The 18,550-nt window shown below is 64.5% G+C and carries 16 protein-coding genes; 14 read left to right on the top strand and 2 right to left on the bottom strand.

Annotated elements, in window-relative coordinates; translation table 11 throughout:
• Window positions 1-168: 168 nt before the first annotated feature.
• The 8 genes from gcvA (at window position 169) to AC0L2P_RS04715 (ending at window position 9,082) form a co-directional block, all read left to right on the top strand.
• Window positions 169-1,143, top strand: a complete 975-nt coding sequence (gene gcvA, locus AC0L2P_RS04750; protein WP_473500086.1) for a transcriptional regulator GcvA — start codon at window positions 169-171, stop codon at window positions 1,141-1,143.
• A gap of 192 nt (window positions 1,144-1,335) precedes the next feature.
• Window positions 1,336-2,640 (top strand): nicotinate phosphoribosyltransferase, encoded by a 1,305-nt coding sequence (pncB, locus tag AC0L2P_RS04745; protein ID WP_473500085.1) that lies wholly within the window; start codon window positions 1,336-1,338, stop codon window positions 2,638-2,640.
• Window positions 2,641-2,810: 170 nt separating this feature from the next.
• Entirely contained in the window at window positions 2,811-4,250 is a 1,440-nt protein-coding gene (locus AC0L2P_RS04740; protein ID WP_473500084.1) for a hypothetical protein, read from the top strand.
• 163 nt (window positions 4,251-4,413) lie between these two features.
• Window positions 4,414-5,718, top strand: a complete 1,305-nt coding sequence (locus tag AC0L2P_RS04735) for an ABC transporter substrate-binding protein (RefSeq protein WP_473500083.1) — start codon at window positions 4,414-4,416, stop codon at window positions 5,716-5,718.
• A gap of 86 nt (window positions 5,719-5,804) precedes the next feature.
• Window positions 5,805-6,686 carry a branched-chain amino acid ABC transporter permease gene (locus AC0L2P_RS04730; RefSeq protein ID WP_473500082.1) on the top strand — a complete coding sequence of 294 codons (882 nt, stop codon included), beginning with the start codon at window positions 5,805-5,807 and terminating at the stop codon, window positions 6,684-6,686.
• Entirely contained in the window at window positions 6,683-7,645 is a 963-nt protein-coding gene (locus AC0L2P_RS04725) for a branched-chain amino acid ABC transporter permease (protein ID WP_473500081.1), read from the top strand. Before AC0L2P_RS04730 ends, AC0L2P_RS04725 begins: the two co-directional genes overlap by 4 nt.
• Window positions 7,642-8,370 carry an ABC transporter ATP-binding protein gene (locus tag AC0L2P_RS04720; RefSeq protein WP_473500080.1) on the top strand — a complete coding sequence of 243 codons (729 nt, stop codon included), beginning with the start codon at window positions 7,642-7,644 and terminating at the stop codon, window positions 8,368-8,370. Before AC0L2P_RS04725 ends, AC0L2P_RS04720 begins: the two co-directional genes overlap by 4 nt.
• Complete coding sequence (locus AC0L2P_RS04715) at window positions 8,363-9,082, top strand: ABC transporter ATP-binding protein (protein WP_473500079.1); 720 nt, start codon at window positions 8,363-8,365, stop codon at window positions 9,080-9,082. The genes AC0L2P_RS04720 and AC0L2P_RS04715 overlap by 8 nt, the downstream gene beginning before the upstream one ends.
• On the opposite strand, the gene AC0L2P_RS04710 is transcribed toward AC0L2P_RS04715, so the two are convergent.
• Together AC0L2P_RS04710 and pncA are read right to left on the bottom strand one after the other, a co-directional pair.
• On the bottom strand, window positions 9,083-10,510 hold the full coding sequence (locus tag AC0L2P_RS04710; RefSeq protein ID WP_473500078.1) for a sodium:proton antiporter: 1,428 nt from the start codon (window positions 10,508-10,510) through the stop codon (window positions 9,083-9,085).
• A gap of 40 nt (window positions 10,511-10,550) precedes the next feature.
• Window positions 10,551-11,150: a bifunctional nicotinamidase/pyrazinamidase gene (pncA, locus tag AC0L2P_RS04705; RefSeq protein WP_473500077.1), complete on the bottom strand. Its 600-nt coding sequence runs from the start codon at window positions 11,148-11,150 to the stop codon at window positions 10,551-10,553.
• A 271-nt stretch (window positions 11,151-11,421) separates the two neighbouring features.
• Here pncA and AC0L2P_RS04700 point away from each other — a divergent pair, with 271 nt between their 5' ends.
• From AC0L2P_RS04700 to AC0L2P_RS04675, 6 genes are read left to right on the top strand one after another with little or no spacing between them, the layout of a single operon-like run.
• Window positions 11,422-12,282, top strand: a complete 861-nt coding sequence (locus AC0L2P_RS04700) for an FAD binding domain-containing protein (protein ID WP_473500076.1) — start codon at window positions 11,422-11,424, stop codon at window positions 12,280-12,282.
• Window positions 12,282-15,035, top strand: coding sequence for a molybdopterin-dependent oxidoreductase (locus AC0L2P_RS04695; protein ID WP_473500075.1), 2,754 nt, complete (start codon window positions 12,282-12,284; stop codon window positions 15,033-15,035). The genes AC0L2P_RS04700 and AC0L2P_RS04695 overlap by 1 nt, the downstream gene beginning before the upstream one ends.
• Window positions 15,032-16,576 carry a 6-hydroxynicotinate reductase gene (locus AC0L2P_RS04690; RefSeq protein WP_473500074.1) on the top strand — a complete coding sequence of 515 codons (1,545 nt, stop codon included), beginning with the start codon at window positions 15,032-15,034 and terminating at the stop codon, window positions 16,574-16,576. The genes AC0L2P_RS04695 and AC0L2P_RS04690 overlap by 4 nt, the downstream gene beginning before the upstream one ends.
• On the top strand, window positions 16,573-17,448 hold the full coding sequence (locus AC0L2P_RS04685; protein ID WP_473500073.1) for a UPF0280 family protein: 876 nt from the start codon (window positions 16,573-16,575) through the stop codon (window positions 17,446-17,448). Before AC0L2P_RS04690 ends, AC0L2P_RS04685 begins: the two co-directional genes overlap by 4 nt.
• Entirely contained in the window at window positions 17,441-18,025 is a 585-nt protein-coding gene (locus AC0L2P_RS04680; RefSeq protein WP_473500072.1) for an amino acid synthesis family protein, read from the top strand. The genes AC0L2P_RS04685 and AC0L2P_RS04680 overlap by 8 nt, the downstream gene beginning before the upstream one ends.
• Complete coding sequence (locus AC0L2P_RS04675) at window positions 18,022-18,483, top strand: MarR family winged helix-turn-helix transcriptional regulator (protein WP_352490575.1); 462 nt, start codon at window positions 18,022-18,024, stop codon at window positions 18,481-18,483. Before AC0L2P_RS04680 ends, AC0L2P_RS04675 begins: the two co-directional genes overlap by 4 nt.
• Window positions 18,484-18,550: the final 67 nt, after the last annotated feature.

Here is an 18,550-nt window from a genome sequence, read left to right as displayed (position 1 = left end):
GGGTGCAGCGCGCCGTCGGCGGCCCCGATAGCCACGGCCGTTGGGCTGTCTGCAGATTTCACGTCTTGGTGCAATGCTTGGGCAAAGTGTCCTGTAGCTGCATTGAAAAATCAATTGATATTGTTAGGGTGTTTGTTGTGAGAAAATCTCACAGAGTTCAGGTTCCAAATGGCCAAGCGTTTGCCCCCGCTCAACCCGCTGCGCGCCTTCGAGGCGACGGCGCGCCACGCCTCGCTGACCAAGGCGGCGGCTGAGCTCAACGTCACCCACGGCGCCATCAGCCATCAGATCAAGGCGCTCGAGCAATCATTGGGCGTCAAGCTGTTCGAGCGGGCCGGCCAGCGGATGAAGCTGACGCCGCACGGCGCCGAATTGCTGCCTGCCGTGTCGACAGCCTTCGACGGCATCGCCGCCGCCACCCAGCGCATGACGAGGCCCGCCAGCACCGGCGCGCTGTCGGTATCCTGCGTGCCGGCGCTGCTGTTGCTATGGATGATCCCGCGGCTGGGCAGCTTCACCTCGCAATATCCCGATATAAGGCTGACGCTGATTCCATCCAACGACGCCAAGGACATCCGTGCCCCGCATGTCGATATCTGCGTGCATTATGGCGACGGCAGCTGGACCGATTGCTGGATGCGCAAATGGTCGGGTCTCGAACTATTCCCGGTGGTCAGTCCGACGCTGATCAACAACCGCCCGATCCGCACCGTCCGCGACCTCGCCGATCACGTCTTGCTGCATGGCGACGACGGCCGCGAATGGCACACCTGGCTGGCCGCGGCCGACGCACTCGACCTGGAGCGCGGCCGCCGCCACCATCTTGGCGACGCGCGCATGGCGACCGAAGCCGCGGTTCACGGCCATGGCGTGGCGCTTGGCGATACGGTGACCGCAAGCGGACTGCTCGCCAGGGGCCTGCTTGTCGCGCCGTTCAGCCTTTCCGTGCCGGCGGTCGACGATTTCTACGTCGTCTGCCGCAACGAGATGAGGTCGGCGACGATCGTGCAATTGTTCATCGACTGGCTGTTTGCCGAGAAAGAGCAGGCCGACCGCCGCGCCGACGCGCCGGTGGCAGGCCGCATCGGCATTCGCCGCAAGCGTCCGGCGCTCAAGGTGGTCGGCGCCAAGACGGCATCCTGAGGCCGAAACTTCCGTAGGCGCCGCTTGCCGCAGGGGCTTCTTTTTGTCGGGCCAGCCCGCAAAGCGGGAGGCGCGTTCAAAAATTCGATGCTAAGAGGCATTTGGAGCAATTCCAGGAAAGGTGCGCAGCGGTTTTCCGTCCGGAATTGCGCTAGACAAAAGCTAGATCGAGCAGCGAAGGCGCATTGAGCGATGGCAAAGACCGATATAGCGCGGCGCGTCTACAACCACACCTGGAAGCTCGACCCGATCGTCCGTAGCTTGCTCGACACCGATTTCTACAAGCTTCTGATGCTGCAGATGATCTGGGGCATGTATCCCAAGGTCGACGCCACCTTTTCACTGATCAACCGAACCACCTCGGTCCGCCTTGCCGAGGAGATCGACGAGACGGAGCTGCGTGAGCAGCTCGACCATGCCCGCACCTTGCGTTTCTCGAAGAAAGAGATGATCTGGCTCGGCGGCAACACCTTCTATGGCCGCAAGCAGATTTTTGAACCGGAATTCCTCGCCTGGCTGGAAAATTTCCGGCTGCCCGAATATGAGCTTTCCAAGCACGACGGCCAATACGAACTCACCTTCAGCGGTCCGTGGATGTATACGACGCTGTGGGAGATCCCGGCGCTGGCAATTATCAATGAACTTCGATCTCGCGCGGCCATGCGGGCGTTTGGGCCGTTCGCGCTCGACGTGCTCTATGCCCGCGCTAAGGCCAAGATGTGGGCCAAGACCGAGCGGCTGAAGGCGCTGCCCGGCATCCGCATCTCGGATTTCGGCACCCGCCGCCGCCATTCCTTCCTGTGGCAGCGCTGGTGCGTCGAAGCGTTGAAGGAGGGCATCGGCGAGGCCTTCACCGGCACCTCCAATGTGCTGCTCGCCATGGACAACGATCTCGAGGCGCTCGGCACCAACGCGCATGAACTGCCGATGGTGTTCGCCGCGCTCACCAATTCGGAAAAGGAATTGAAACAGTCGCCCTACAACGTGCTGCAGGACTGGCAGCGCTACTACGGCGGCAACCTGCTGATCGTACTGCCGGACACCTTCGGCACCGCGGCGTTCCTGCGCGATGCACCGGACTGGGTCGCCGACTGGACCGGCTTCCGCCCCGACAGCGCGCCGCCGATCGAAGGCGGCGAGAAGATCATTTCCTGGTGGCGCGAAAAGGGCAAGGACCCCAAGCAGAAGCTGCTCATCTTTTCCGACGGGCTCGAGGTCGAGACCATCGAGGAGACCTACCGCCACTTCCGCGGCAAGGTGCGCATGTCCTTCGGCTGGGGCACCAACCTGACCAACGATTTCGAGGGCTGCGCGCCGACCGAGACCAACCGGCTGGACGCCATCTCGCTGGTCTGCAAGGTCACCGAAGCCAACGGCAGGCCGGCGGTCAAGCTGTCCGACAATCCGGCCAAGTCGACAGGCGACGAGAAAGAGATCGAGCGCTATCTCAGGATATTCGGCCAAAAGGACCGCGTGGAGCAATTGGTCAAGGTGTGAGGGTGGGGGAACTCTTGCATAGTATGAGTTCCTTCGCGCCCCCCTCTGTCCTGCCGGACATCTCCCCCACTTGGGGGGAGATTGCGCTCTCATTGCTGCTTTCGCCAATCGCTAAAGTTGCAAAAGGAGAACCGACGGCGGAACCGCCGATCTCCCCCCAAGTGGGGGAGATGTCCGGCAGCACAGAGGGGGGCGCCGTAGAGCGCTGCATTTCTGCAATCAGGCCCTTTCCCGGCCTCGTCGCTTCCCTGGCATTCCTGCCCACGCCCGCCTTCGCCCACGCCTCCGACCGCGGCCACGTTCTGCTCCTTCCCACCGGCTACTACGTCGCCGGTGGCGCGCTCGCCGTTGCCGCCAGCTTCCTGATCCTGGCTCTACTACCGCCCGCCGCGCTCGACCGCTTCTGGCGCAAACGCCTGCCGCTTTTCGCCTTCGGCGACGGCGCGCGGACTGCCGTCAGCCTGGTATCCTTTGTCGGCTTTGCAATTCTCATTGCCGCCGGCTTGTTCGGCAGTCGCGATCCGCTCTCCAACCCGCTGCCGCTGACCGTATGGACATTGCTCTGGGTTGGCCTGGCTCTGTTGCAGGGGCTCGCGGGCGATCTCTGGTCGTGGGCCAACCCCTGGTACGGGCCGTGCCGCGTCGCCTCGCGCCTGTCCGGCAGAACGCAGCTGCGGCGGCTCCCCCACTGGCTCGGCTATTGGCCGGCTTTCCTGCTGTTCTTAGCCTTCGCCTGGTTCGAGCTGATCGACCCTGCGCCCGACGACCCGGCGCGGCTGGCCTTGGCCGCCGGCCTCTACTGGCCGCTGAGTTTCGGCGCTATGCAGGTCTTCGGCTACCGCGACTGGAGCCGGCGCGGTGAGTTCCTGACCGTGTTCTTTTCGATGTTGGCGCGCTTCGCCATCGTCGAGCGCAACGCGGACGGCCGGCTCAAACTCTGCTGGCCGGGCGCCAAGCTGCTCGGTGCCGCGCCGCTGCCGCTCAGCGGCGTCGCTTTCCTGCTGCTCGCGCTGTCGTCGGTGTCCTTCGACGGCCTGTCGAAAACCTTCTTCTGGCTGAGCTCGTTCGGCATCAATCCGCTGGAATTTCTTGGACGCACCGCTTTGATCGGCATCGGCAGTTTCGGCATTTTGCTGACCTTTGCCGTGCTTGCGGCCATGTTCGCGCTTGCCGTCTTGCTTGGCCAGCGCCTTGCCGGCAGCAAACATTCGCTCGGTCACGCCGCCGGGCTTTTGGTCTGGTCAATTGTGCCGATCGCACTCGCCTACCACTTCGCGCACTATCTGACGGCGCTGCTGGTCGACGGCCAATATGCGGTCGCCGCTCTTTCCGACCCGTTTGCGCTGGGCTGGAACCTGTTCGGTACCGCCGACTTGCCAATTGAAGCCGGCGTCGTCGCCGGCGCCGGTTCGGCGTGGTGGCTGTGGAACCTCCAGGCCGGCGTCATCATACCCGGCCACATGCTCGCTGTGCTTGTCGCCCATGGCTTGGCCTGGCGGCTGCATCCGGTTCCCGCACGCGCCGCGCTCAGCCAGTTCCCGCTCACCGTGCTGATGATCGCCTATACCGTCCTCGGCTTGTGGCTGCTTGCGACACCGAGCGCCGGATGAACGAGGTGCGCGATGACCGTCAGTCGAACCTTGGGGAAAGCTCGCTTGCCACGTCAGAGCTTTGGTGATTTAGTTTGTACACATGCAATTTTCGGTCCTCTTAACAAGAGTGGCCCGCCTCGCTACAGCCATTGGTCAAAGCTCAAAAAGAAGGGGAACTGCCGTGACTGACAAGAATGGGTTTTTCGATCTCTCCAGACCCGCTCTCACCCGCCGCACCGCGCTCAAGGGCCTTGCCGCGGGCGCCGGTCTTGCCGTCGCGCCTGGGTTCGTGCGCTACAGCCAGGCGCAAAGCTCCGCACCGGTAAAGATCGGCTTCCAATGCCACCGCACCGGTATCGGCGCCGCCTATGGCCGCTGGTACGAGAAGACCACGGCGGCCGCCGTCAAGGCGATCAACGACGCTGGCGGCATCAACGGCCGGCAGGTCGAGGTAATCATCGAGGACGACGGCACCGATCCCGGCCGGGGCGCCGAAGTCGTCGGCAAGTTCGCCTCCCAGCACAAGACCGACATCGTCTACGGCACGCTGTTTTCGCATGTCGTCATCGGCTCGGCACCGGCCGCCGGCGAGGCCAAGATCCCCTATTTCGTCGTTAGCGAAGGCCACCACGTCGCCTCGACCAAATTGAACCGCTACGTCTTCCAGCCCGGCATCACCGATGTGAAGAGCCAGATCCAGTCGATGGCGCCGTGGATTGCCGCCAATGCCGGCAAAAAGGTGACGCAGATCTTCCCCGATTTCGCCTTCGGCTACGATCATCGCGACTACCTTCCGCCGGCCCTGAAGGCGCAGGGCGCCGAGGTTATCGCCCAGATCGCAATTCCGCCGACGGAATCCTCCTTCACCAAATATTTCCCGCAGATCCCCGCGGAGACCGAGGTGATCTACCACGTCATGGTCGGCCCGGCGGTGCTCACCTTCGTCAAGGAGCTCGGCGAGTTCTACGGCTCCAATCGGCCGCAGCTGTTCGGCTTCATCGATTCGCTCGAAGCCACCGACATCAACAGCCCCGGCCTCGAATTCCTCGACGGCAGCCATTTCTGGGAAGGCTCGCCGCGCTATGCGCAGCCCGATGACTCCCCTGCACAGAAAGCCTACCGCGCCGCCGTCGGCATTGACGACAATGGTGCCGCTGTCGGCGACCCCAAGGACGTCTCCACCGCCGCGCATATGTTCGGCTGCTGGGAAACGCTCTACGTCGTCAAGAAGGCGATGGAAGACGCCGGCTACAAGGGCCCGGAAGACCGCGCCAAGCTGGTCGAGGCGACCGAGGCCCTGACCGAGTTCGCCGAGGGGCCCGAGCATCCGCAGGGACCGAAAACCTTCAACGGCAAGATCCACCAGTGTTTTGGTATCCAGAACATCTCCAAGGTCGAAGGCGGCCGGCTGAATGTCGTCCACAAGACCAAGATCGAGGACGGCCTCTACGAGCCGGAAGGGGATTACACCACGCAGGCGCTGTGAGCTTGGCTGCTGCAGCAAGCGTGAGCGCCAAGACACCCCCCTCTGGCCAGAGGCGGGTGCTTCGCGCATCCGCCGGTGCTTAGCCGATGCACTTCGGACCTCACTTGCTCCTCGCCGCCCTCGAAGGCTTCGTCACCTCCGCCGTGCTGGCGCTGACGGCGCTTGGCCTGTCGCTGGTGTTCGGCGTCATGCGCGTCGTCAATGTCGCGCATGGCGAGTTCTTCATGCTGGGCGCGGTGCTTGCCTGGGCGATCTCTACGGCGATATCCGGCCATCCGGCGCTTGGCTTCCTGGCCGCCCTGGTGCTGGCGCCTCTGATCGTCGGCCTGATCGCGTTCGTCGCCGAACGGCTTGTGCTGCGCCGGCTCAACTACAATCCGGAAGCCACCATCGTCGCCACCATCGGCATGCTGTACATCATCCAGCAACTGGCGCTGACCTTCTACGGCCCGGAGGCGCGTCCGGTGGAGCCGCCGTTCAGCTACCGCATCCTTCTGCCGTGGTTCGGCTATTCCGGCTACAAGCTGTCGATCATCGCCGCCTCGGCGCTGCTGCTGGTCGCGACCTGGCTGGTGCTGACGCGCACGAAGATCGGCCTCATCATGCGCGCCACGCAATATGACAGCGAGACCGCGCAGGCCTTCGGCATTCCGGTGACCAGAGTCTATGCCGGCGTCTTCGCGCTCGGCGCCATGCTTGCGGCTGTGGCCGCCGTGCTGATCGTGCCGATCAGCCAGGCGCATTATCTGATGGGGCAGGACCCGCTGCTGCTCTCGTTCATCGTCGTCATCATCGGCGGCCTCGGCTCGTTGCGCGGCACGGTGGTCGCCGCGGTGCTGATTGGCCTGTCCGACGGCATCATCTCGGTATTCTTCTCGCCCACGCTGGCCAAGATCATCGCCACCTTGCTTGTCGCCATGGTGCTGGTGTTCCGGCCGCAGGGCCTGTTCGGGACGGCATCCCGATGAAGGATGCTTCTCCGGCAAAGCCCTACGCGCTGCATCTCGGCGTCATCGCCCTGCTTTTCGGGCTTAGCTTCGTCCTGCCGGAATACCATCACGGCCTGCTCGCCCGCATCATGGTGCTGGCGGTCTTCGCCATAGGCTACAATCTGCTGTTCGGCTATGTCGGGCTGCTCAGCCTCGGCCACGCCATGTTCTTTTCGGCCGGGCTCTATGGCGCCGGGCTTGCCGTCATCCATCTCGGCTGGAGCATGCCGGCAGCCTTCGCAGCCGGGCTTGCCTGCGGCGCGCTGCTTGCGCTGGTGATAGGGCTGCTGGCGCTGCGAACCTCCGGCGTCGCTTTCATGATCGTCACCATGATGTTCGCGCAGGTATTCTATCTCCTCATCCTCTATTTGGCCGCCTGGACCGGCGGCGACCAGGGCATGGTCGTGCCGCAGCCGATGCGGGTGCTTGTCCTGGGCAGCACGTCGCTCGACCTCACCAAGCCGACCGTGCGCTATATGAGCGCGCTGGCACTGTTCTCGATCGTGCTGCTCATAAGCCTGGCGATAGTCCGCTCCGGCTACGGCCGCGTGCTGGTCGCCATCCGCGAGAACGAGGAGCGGACCAAGATGCTTGGCTACAATACGTTTTCCAACAAGCTCGCCGCCGTCGTCATCTCCGGCACAATCTGCGCAGCTTCGGGCGCCGCTCATGCGCTGCTGTTCGGCTATGTCGGATCGAGCTTCGCCTCGGTACAATATTCCATCCTGCCGCTGCTCTGGGTGCTGCTGGGGGGTGCTGCCACCACGCTAGGGCCCCTGCTCGGCACGCTGTTCATGTACTACGTCATCGACATCGCTAGCGGCTACACCTCCGCCTACCTGCTGATCGTCGGCATAGCGCTGATCCTGCTGGTGCTGTTCTTCCCGAAAGGCATTCTCGGCAGCATCCGCCAGCGCTGGCTGGGCTGGCTGCCATGATGCCGCTGCTGACCACCAAAGGCCTGTCCCGCAGTTTCGGCGGCTTGCGTGCCGTCCACGGCGTCGACTTCGCGCTGATGCCGGGCGAGATCTGCGCCGTCATCGGCCCCAACGGTGCCGGCAAGACCACCTTCGTCAGCCTGGTCAGCGGCCGCATCCAGCCCTCTTCGGGCACGATCACCTTCGACGGCGCCGATATCACCAGCCTGCCTGCCTACGCCAGGGCTCGCCTTGGCATCGCCTATACGTTCCAGATCACCAGCGTCTTTGCCAATCTCAGCGCCTACGACAATGTCGCCCTGCCGGTACAGCGCACGCTGACCGACGGCCGTTCGAAAGGCGCGGTTCACACCGGTGTTATGGCGGCGCTCGAGCGCACCGGCCTTGCCGATCGGGCGCAAATGCCGGCCGGGCAATTGTCCTACGGCCATCAGCGCCTGTTGGAAGTGGCGATGGGGCTGGCGCTGAAGCCGCGCCTGCTGATCCTCGACGAACCGACGCAGGGGCTGGCCGAGAGTGAGATCGACAATTTCATCGAGCTGGTGCGCGAGATCGCCGATAGCGCCACCGTGCTTTTGATCGAGCACAACATGCCGGTGGTCATGCAACTCGCCGACCGCATCACCGTCTTCAATTCCGGCAGGATTTTAGCCGAAGGCACGCCCGAACAGATCCGCGCCAATGCCGCGGTGCAGGACGCCTATCTGGGGACGACCCATGGCTAAGGCCCAGTTCAAGGCACTGACGGTCTCCGGGCTTGATTGCTTCTATGGCGAGGTCCAGGTGCTCTATGGCCTCGATCTCGTGTTGAACGAGGGCGAGGTGCTCTGCCTGTTCGGCCGTAACGGTGCCGGCAAGACAACGACGCTGAAGGCGATCATGGGCCTGGTGCCGGCAAGCGCCGGCTCGATCCGGCTCGAAGGCCGGGAATTGACCGGCCTGCCGGCGCATGAGGTGCCCAAGGCCGGCGTCGCCTATGTGCCGCAGGGCCGGCGACTATTCGCCGAGATGACGGTGGCGGAAAACATCGAGATCGGCCTGATGGCCCGCAACAAGAGCAAGGCGACGCGCGACAACGTGCTCGATCTCTTTCCGTTGCTGCGCCAGCGCCTCAGACAGCGTTCCGGCACGCTGTCCGGCGGCGAGCAGCAGATGCTGGCCATGGCCCGCGCCCTGTGTCTGGAACCGCAGGTGCTCCTGCTCGACGAACCGACCGAAGGGCTGATGCCGTCGATGATCGCCAAGATCCGCGAAACCGTATCGAAACTGCGAGCGCTTGGCGTATCGACAATTCTTGTCGAGCAGCGCGTCGATGCCGTGCTGTCGGTCGCAGACCGCGTTTGCTTCATCGAAAACGGCCGCAACCGCGAGACGGTCGATGTCGAGGAATTGCGTGCCGATCCCTCGGCGGTCCGCCGCTATGTCGGCGTCGGGTGATCAGGCAAAGAACAGCAAACCGGCAAGCAGGAATGTCGGGATCAGCACGGCACCCGACCATGCCATATAGCCAAAGAAGCTCGGCATCTTGATGCCGCGATGCCGGGCAATGGCATAGACCATGAAATTCGGCGCGTTGCCGATATAGGTGTTGGCGCCCATGAACACCGCGCCTGCCGAGATCGCCGCCAGCGTCGAGGCGAGCTCGGTCATCAGATGCTGAGCATCGCCGCCGGCCAGTTCGAAGAACACCAGATAGGTCGGCGCATTGTCGAGGAAGGACGACAGCGCTCCGGTCAGCCAGAAATAGGCAAGGTTGTCGGGCGCGCCGGTCGGCGAACTGACCAGCAGCACCAGCGGCGCCAACGCGCCGTCGAGGCCGGCCCGCAATATGGCGACGACCGGCACGATGCAGATGAAGATGCTGGCGAACAGCTTCGCCACCTCGGCAATCGGGCCCCAGTTGAAGGCGTTTGCGCCGCGAAACTCCTTCGGCGAGACGACAAGCGAAGTGAAGGCCAGTATCAGGATGGCGGCGTCGCGCACCAGGTTCTGCAGCTCGAAGCTGACGCCCTGGAAAGCGAAGCTCACCCCCGGCTTCCAGGCAGCGGAAATCAGGATCGCGGCGATCACCCCCGCCAGCAGCGGGATGTTGGCCAGGCCGCGAATGCGCACCTTGCTGTCGGGCGTCGGATCCTTGATCTTCGGCGCGCCTTCCTCCCGGTGATGCAGGATGATGTCGATCGCCAGGAAAACCGCCACCACTACGCCGGCGACGAACAGCGTCTCGGGCAGCAGGTGAACTGTCGTCCAGAAGAAATCGACGCCGCGCAGGAAGCCGACGAACAGCGGCGGATCGCCCAGCGGCGTCAGCGACCCGCCGATGTTGGACACCAGGAAGATGAAGAAGATGACGACATGGGCGTTGAAGCGCCGGTTGTCGTTGGCGCGGATGAGCGGCCTGATCAGGATCATCGAGGCGCCGGTTGTGCCGATGACCGAGGCAAGCACCGCGCCGCCCAGCAACAGCCCAGCATTGACCAGCGGCGTGCCGTGTATGTTGCCGGCAACGAAGATACCGCCCGAAATGGTGAACAGCGCAAACAACAGGATGATGAACGACATGTATTCGGTGAGCAGCGCATGCAGCACCGCCTGGGTGGCCGACGGGATGCCGAAGGCGATGGCCAGCGGCCCGATCACCAACGCTGCCCAGAAGGCAGCGATCTTGCCGTAATGGTGCTCCCAGGCATGATGGAACAGCAGCGGGCCGGTCGCGATGCAAAGCAACAGTCCGGCAAACGGCAGCCCCCACCACAGCGACATGACGGCGCCCGGCAATTCGTGCGCTTCGGCCGCGAGAACCGCTCCCGGAGAAAGGATTGCGGCAATAAGTGCAGCACTTGCCGTCAACGCCGCAAACCGCATGAAGCCCCTCAAAAGTCTGTCAGGTTCGGCTGGGTGGCGTTCAAATCAGTGCCACGCCGGCATCGCGCATCCGGCCCAGCATCCTCTCCATGGAGCCGTTGAGATCGATGCCGCGGCAGGCGTCGAGCCGCACGGACGTCGCGAAACCGAGCTTGACCGCGTCGAGCGCCGAAAAGGCGACGCAGAAATCCGTCGCCAGGCCGACCAGGGTCAGCGCATCGATATTCCGCTCCCGGAGATAGCCGGCAAGGCCGGTCGGCGTCGTCCGGTCGTTCTCGAAGAATGCCGAATAGCTGTCGATCGCAGGACGAAACCCCTTGCGGATCACCAGCTCGGCCTTGCTCCAGGCCAGGCCTGAATGGAAGTCCGAACCCAGGCTGCCCTGGATGCAGTGATCCGGCCACAGCGTCTGCTCGCCATAAGGCATGTCGATCGTTTCGAACGGGCGCTTGCCGGGGTAGCTGGAGGCAAAGCTCGAATGGCCGGCAGGATGCCAGTCCTGAGTCAGCAGGACGTGCTCGGTCCGCCGGATCAGATCATTGACCAACGGCACGATTTCGTCGCCACCGGCCACTTCCAGGGCGCCACCCGGGCAGAAATCGTTCTGCAGGTCGATGATGACAAGCGCTTCGTCGGCCATGGAGCCTCCTTATCTTCTGGTCTTGAGCTTAGGCTCCAATGAAAAGGTGACCGGACGCAGAAACTTGACCAGATGGCCGGCTGCGTCAACCTCTCATGGCATAACAAATGCGTTCCGGGCGCACCGGTGCCAACAGCCGTGCAAACTCTGGCTTTGACAATTCCCGCCGGCTTGATATCATTTGCATACGAATGAATTTCCTGCCTCGCATGCTCGGGAAAATCTTTCGGCAGGATCCCCTCTCGGGAAGCCCATTCTGGGAAGGCAAAGCGTGATCCGTTACGCAAAACCCGCCACGGTCGACGACGCCCTCGCTTTGCTGGGCGAAGGGCAATGGCGCATCCTTGCCGGCGGCACTGACTTCTATCCGGCACAGGGCAGCAAGCCCTTCCGCGACAATGTCCTCGACATCAATGGCCTGGCGGCATTGCGCGGCATTGCCGAAGCCGAGAACTATTGGCTCATCGGCGCCCGCGCTACCTGGACCGATCTCGTCCTCCGTCCGCTGCCGACGGCCTTCGACGCGCTGAAGCAGGCGGCGCGGGAAGTCGGCTCGGTGCAGATCCAGAACGTTGCCTCGATTGCCGGCAATCTTTGCAATGCCTCGCCGGCCGCCGACGGCGTGCCGGCGCTGCTGGTGCTCGACGCCGAAGTCGAACTGCGTTCCGCGGTGGCGACCCGGCATCTGCCCCTTGCAGAATTCATCCTCGGCAACCGTCGCACCGCACTGCAGCCGGGCGAAATGGTCACGGCAATCCGCATTCCCAAACCTGCGACCGCCGGCAGCTCCGCCTTCGTGAAACTTGGCGCGCGGCGTTATCTCGTCATCTCCATCGCCATGGCCGCCGCACGCCTGGCCGTCGAAGACGGTGTCGTCAGGGACGCGGCAGTCGCCGTCGGGTCCTGCTCGCTTGTCGCCAGGCGCCTGGCGGGTGTCGAAGCGGCGCTGCGCGGCCGGCCCGTGGGCCACGCGCTTGTCACTGCGATCCAATCCGCGCTGATGGACGAGCTGTCGCCGATTACCGACGTACGCGGCAGCGCCGAATATCGGCTGGATGCGGCGCGCGAGATCGTCGCCCGCGCCGTGCTTGGTGCGGTGGGTGCTGATCCCGGCGAAAGGGCGGTAGCCTGATGGGCATGGAGCGCGCCGAAATCGCCTTCGAAGTCAACGGCGCCGCCGTCAGCGTTTGCGTGCCGCCGGTGCGGCGGCTGTCCGCGGTGTTGCGCGACGAGCTGCGGCTGACCGGCACCAAGGTCGGCTGCGATGCCGGCGATTGCGGCGCCTGCACCGTGCTGGTCGACGGCGAGCCGGTCTGCGCCTGCCTGATGCCTGCGGCGTCCGCCTCCGGCACCGTGGTGACGACCGTCGAAGGCCTCGCCAATGGTCGGCTGTCGGCGCTGCAGGCTTCTTTCCTCAGCCATGGCGCGGCGCAATGCGGCGCCTGCACGCCCGGCCTGCTGGTCGCGGCAACGGCACTCCTGGACAGGACGCCTTGCCCGAGCGAGGCCGAAACGCAGGATGCGCTGGGCGGCGTGCTCTGCCGCTGTACCGGCTACCGCAAGATCGTCGCCGCGGTGATGGATGCTTGGCGCCACGCCGACGGTCTCGATCAGCGCATGCCATCCTCGGGCCATGCCGTCGGCTCCTCCCCGATCCGCCTCGATGGCCTTCCGAAAGTCACCGGCGGCGAAAAATTCGGCGGCGATTCATTCCCGGCCGACGCGCTGTCGGTGCTGGTCGTCCGCTCGCCGCATTATCACGCGGCCTTCAGCTTCGGCGATCTCGATGGCTGGGTGAAATCCCGTCCCGGCATTGTCGGCGTCTTCACCGCTGCCGATATCCCGGGAAAGAATTGTTTCGGCGTCATCGCGCCCTTCGCCGACCAGCCGGCGCTGGCCGAAGGGATTTCGCGTTTTCGCGGCGAGGCGGTGGCGCTGGTTGCCGGCGAATGCGAGGCTATCCTCGATCTCGACCTTGCCGATTTTCCTGTCAGTTGGACCGAATTGCCGCATTTTCTGGAAACTGGCGAAGCGCAGGCCGGCGGTGCGCCACTGGTCCATGAAAACCGGCCGTCGAACCTGCTCACCTCCGGCTTCGTCGAGCGTGGCGACCCGGAAGCCGCGCTTGCCGGTGCGGCTTTCGTCGTTTCCGGCGCCATCGACACCTCCTATGTTGAGCATGCCTATATCGAACCGGAAGCCGGCTATGCCTTCATGGACGGCGACACGCTGGTCGTCGTCGCCTGCACGCAGGCGCCCTATATGGACCGTGACGACACGGCAAAAGTGCTCGGCCTTGCCCCGGAAAAGGTGCGCATCGTACCGACCGCCACCGGCGGCGGCTTCGGCTCCAAGCTCGACGTCTCGCTGCAACCGCTCATCGGCCTCGTCGCCATGAAAACCGGCCGGCCTGCGGCGCTCGCCTATACCCGTACCGAATCGATGATCTCGACCACCAAGCGCCATCCCGCTCGGATGAGAGCGAGCATCGGCGCCAATGGCGACGGCCGCATCACCGGCATGGTCTTCGCCGGCGATTTCAATACCGGCGCCTATGCCAGCTGGGGGCCGACGGTCGCGAACCGCGTGCCGGTGCACGCCTCCGGTCCCTATGCGACGCGGAACTATCGCGCCGAAGGCCGCGCCATCCACACCAATGGCCCGATTGCCGGCGCCTTTCGCGGTTTCGGCGTGCCGCAGGCGACGATCATGCTGGAGACCCTCTATGACGAGTTGGCCGACAAGCTCGGCATAGACCGGCTCGACTTTCGCCTGAAGAATTGCCTTCGGAACGGATCCGAAACAGTTACCGGGCAGCGGCTCGAGTCGGGCGTCGGCATCGCCGACTGCCTGGAGGCCCTCCGCTCACAGTGGCAGCGTGCCCTTCGTGATGCCGAAGCGTTCAATGCCGGTAGCACCATCAAAAAACGCGGCGTCGGCGTCGCCTCTTGCTGGTACGGCTGCGGCAACACCTCGCTGCCCAATCCGTCGACCATCAAGGTCGGCATCTCGATGTCGGGCGAAGTCGTCCTGCATCAGGGGGCGGTCGATATCGGGCAGGGTTCGAACACCGTCATCGCGCAGATCTGCGCCGACGCGTTGGGTCTGCCATTGGAGAAGTTGCGGCTGAAAGGCGCCGATACGGCGTTCACCCCCGACGCCGGCAAGACCTCGGCCTCGCGCCAGACCTTCGTCACTGGCAAGGCCGCCGAAAAGGCCGGCCGCGCCTTGCGCGAGGAGATCTTGCGTTTCGCCAATGTCTCGGAAAAGGCGGCGATTGCGCTGGACGGCACAAGCCTGAGCATCGGGGAAGGCGAAGCGATGCGCCGCATCGATCTTTCCTCGCTGAAGGCCGATGCCGAAGGCTTCGTCTTCCGGGCCGAGGAAAGCTACGATCCGCCGACACAGCCGCTCGATGCCAAGGGCCAGGGCAAGCCTTATGCCGTCTATGGCTATGGCGCGCAGATCGCCGAACTGGAGGTCGACCTCAGGCTCGGCACCGTGAAGCTGATAAGAATCACCGCCGCGCACGATGTCGGAAGGGCCATCAACCCTTTGCTGGCAGAGGGCCAGATCGAGGGTGGCATCGCCCAGGGCATCGGCATGGCGCTGATGGAGGAGTATATCCCCGGCCGCACCGAGAATTTGCACGACTATCTGATCCCGACCATCGGCGACGTGCCGCCGATCGAGACGATACTGATAGAAGTTCCGGACCCGGAAGGACCCTTCGGCGCCAAGGGTTTGGGCGAGCATGTGCTGATCCCGACAGCGCCGGCGATCCTCAACGCCATCCGCCATGCAACCGGTGTGCTGGTCACCAAAATTCCGGCGACGCCGACCCGCATCCGCGCCGCCATCCTCGACAAGGAGGCGCGCCGATGAGCGAGCTTGCCGAACGCTTCGAGACACACGATCCCGGCGAGAAGCTGGTGGCCGAGAAGATCCGCTGCGATGCCTGTCCAGTCATGTGCTATATCGCCGATGGCCGCACCGGCGCCTGCGATCGCTACGGCAATGTTGGCGGCAGGATCGTGCGGATGGATCCGCTGACCATCCTCAACCACGCGGCCGAGACAGGCGGCGCGGTCGTGCCCTTTGCCGAGGAAGGCAATGGCTGGGACGGCGAACTGGTCAACACCGGCCGCCGCTTCGTCACCGCGATCGGCGCCGGCACCACCTATCCCGACTACAAGCCGGCGCCCTTCATCGTCAGCCAGGAGGTCGAAGGCGTCGATCTGGTCACCGTCGTCACCGAGGGCATCTTCTCCTATTGCGGCGTCAAGGTGAAGATCGACACCGACCGTCATATCGGCCCCGAAACGGCAACGGTCCGTGCCCAAGGCGAAGCGATCGGCCATGTTACCACCGGCGAATACGGCTCGCAGATGCTGTCGCTGGGCGGCGTGCATCATTTGACTGGCGGCTCGAAGGCTGAAGGGCGCGCCACCTGTGACGCCATGCTCAGCCTGTGCAACCGCAAGCCGGTCGAGCTCGTCATCGACGGCGGCGCCACCGTCATCGTCGAAGCCGGCAAGCCGCCGGTCATCGACGGCAAGCTCGAGCAGCGCATGCGCGTCGGCTGCGGTTCGGCTACGATCGGCATGTTCGCCACCCAGTGGCGCGGCCATGTCGACGAGGTGGTGGTGGTCGATGACCACATCACCGGCGTTGTCTCCGAGCATCAGGCCGGCAAGGTGCTTGGCTGGCAGGACACCGGCATCAAGATCATCGGCCGCCGTTCTACGCCGGGCCGTTATTTCAAGGTATCGGAGCCCGGCCTCGGCTGGGGCGGCACCAGCATTTCCGACCCGCTGTCGATCCTTGGTGAATGGAACGCCAAAAAGGGTGCGCGCCCCGGCATGTCGCTGCTGATGGTCTCGACCACCGGCGAGCAATTCGCCTACTACGAGCTCGACGACGAATTGAAGCCGGTGCAGAAACCCTTCCCGGAGCGGCTGCGGAAGTCGGTTGAACTGATCGAGGACAATTGCGAGCCGGCGCTCTGCACCGTGCTTTTCGTCGGCGGCGCCGGCGGCTCGCTGCGCGCCGGCGTCACCGAGAACCCGGTCAATCTGACCCGCTCGGTGCAGGGCCTCAAGACCTATGTGACGGTCGGCGGCGCGCCGGTCTATGTCTGGCCGGGCGGCGGCATCACGCTGATGGTCGACGTCACCCGCGTGCCGGAAGGCGCCTTCGGCTATGTCCCGACGCCGGCGCTGGTGGCGCCGATCGAGTTCACCATGCGCCGCGACGATTATGTCAGGCTCGGCGGCTACGAAGCCGAAATACGCAGCGTCGACGATATCCTGGCCAAGGGCGGCGAGTATCTCAACCCGCGCCGCGGCACGGCCGCACCCCGCGACAATCCCTGGCCGCCGCTGGCGCAGTTGCGTCGCGCGGCCGCAAACGGGGCCGGGCGATGAACGGCCCGCAGGTGCATTGGCTCAAGGACGGCCGGCGGCTTCACCTCAACCATGGGCCAATCGATCTGATCGTTGAGGCATTCGGCGAGGCGAGTGAATGCCGCGCCGCATATCGCCAGGCGGTAACGCGCTTCCAGACAATCCTGCCCGAACTGGTCGAAGAGTTGCCCGAACTGCGCTGCCCGGCCTCCTCGCAGCCCCGTGCTTTCGCAGGCCCGACGGCACGTCGCATGGAAGCGGCGGTCGTTCCGCTAGCGAAACAATTCATCACGCCGATGGCTGCCGTCGCCGGTTCGGTAGCCGACGAAGTGCTTGGTTCGCTGCTTGCCGGCCATCGGCTCGAGCGCGCCTATGTCAACAATGGCGGCGACAGCGCGATCTATCTCGGCCACGGGCAGTCGATGACGCTTGCCATTGCCGGGACAGGTCATGGGTTGGCAGATCGTCTCACGATCCGCGCCGAAGACGGGATTCGCGGTGTCGCGACAAGCGGCTGGCGCGGCCGCTCCTTTTCGCTGGGCATCGCCGACGCGGTCACGGTGCTGGCGCGAACGGGTGCTGAAACCGATGCCGCCGCGACCTTGATCGCCAACGCCGTCGACCTGCCCGGTCATCCGGCCGTTAGGCGCGTACGGGCGCGCGATCTCGCACCTGACAGCGATCTCGGCGACCGTTTGGTGACGCAGGGCGTGGGGCCGCTTTCCGCCGCTGAAATCGCTATTGCGCTGGAAGGCGGATTTGCCGTTGCAGAGGAGTTTCGGCGGCGCGGCCTGATTGCCGCCGCGGCGCTTTTCCTCGGCGGTCAGGTGCGCATCGCAGGTCCGATGGCGCTCGCCAACAAAGTTTTAGAGAGGGAAGTTGCTCATGCCTGAGTTTCCGATCCGCAAGATCGCCGTGCTGACCGAAGAGATTTTTCACGAAGGTGGGCCGGTGGCGCTGGTACCGCGGCGCCGCGCCGCGGCCATGGCTGTGGTGAAGAACCCGTTCGCCGGCCGTTACGTCGAGGAACTGCAGAGCGCCATGGAGGATCTGAAGCCGCTCGGGCTGCTGCTCTCCGACAGGCTCATTGCCGCACTGGGCGGCGACGTCAAACAGATCGAGGGCTACGGCAAGGGCGCCATCGTCGGCATGGCGGGCGAGCTGGAGCATGGCGCGCTGTGGCATGTGCCGGGCGGCTATGCCATGCGCGAGCGGCTCGGCGATGCCAAGGCGATCGTGCCGTCGGCAAAGAAGGTCGGCGCCTTCGGCGCGCGGCTCGATGTGCCGCTCGGCCACATCAACGCCGCCTATGTGCGCAGCCATTTCGACGCCATGGAAATCGGCATCAGCGATGGTCCGCGCCCCGACGAGATCCTGTTTTGCCTCGCCATGACCTGCGGCCCGCGCGTGCACGACCGCATGGGCGGGCTGGCGGCCAAGGACATCAAGGCATGGGATGGGCTGCGGTGAGCGCCGAGGACAATCTGCTCAAGCTGGTCGAGGCCGAGGAGCCTGACGAAAACGACTATCGCTTGCAGGAGCAGGTGGGCTTCATTCTGCGCAAGGCGCATCAGCGCCATGTCTCGATCTTCGCCGCACACATCGCCGATCTGACGCCGCCGCAATTTGCCGCTCTGGCCAAATTGCGCGACGTCGGCGAGACCTCGCAGAACCAGCTTGGCAGCCTGATCGCCATGGATGCGGCGACCGTGAAGGGCGTCATCGACCGGCTGAAAGCGCGTGGCTTTGTCGAACTTAGCAAGCACGAAGTCGACAAACGGCGTCTGCTGGTCAGTCTGACGGCCGAGGGGCGCGACGCGATCGAGCGGCTGATTCCGCTTGCCCGCGAGATTACGCAGGAAACGCTGGCGCCGCTTTCCGCCAGGGAGGCGGCCATTTTCATGAAACTGCTGGCCAAGCTGGCTTGAGCTGCCATCTGCCGAGCGTTTGGTTGTTGTTCCTGCCGGGCGAAGAACGCCCGGCAGGAAAACCTCG

The organism is Mesorhizobium sp. WSM4836 (genome assembly GCF_055811815.1).
Note: the sequence above shows the minus strand (reverse complement) of the source record. Positions and strands in the feature narration are given on the sequence as shown.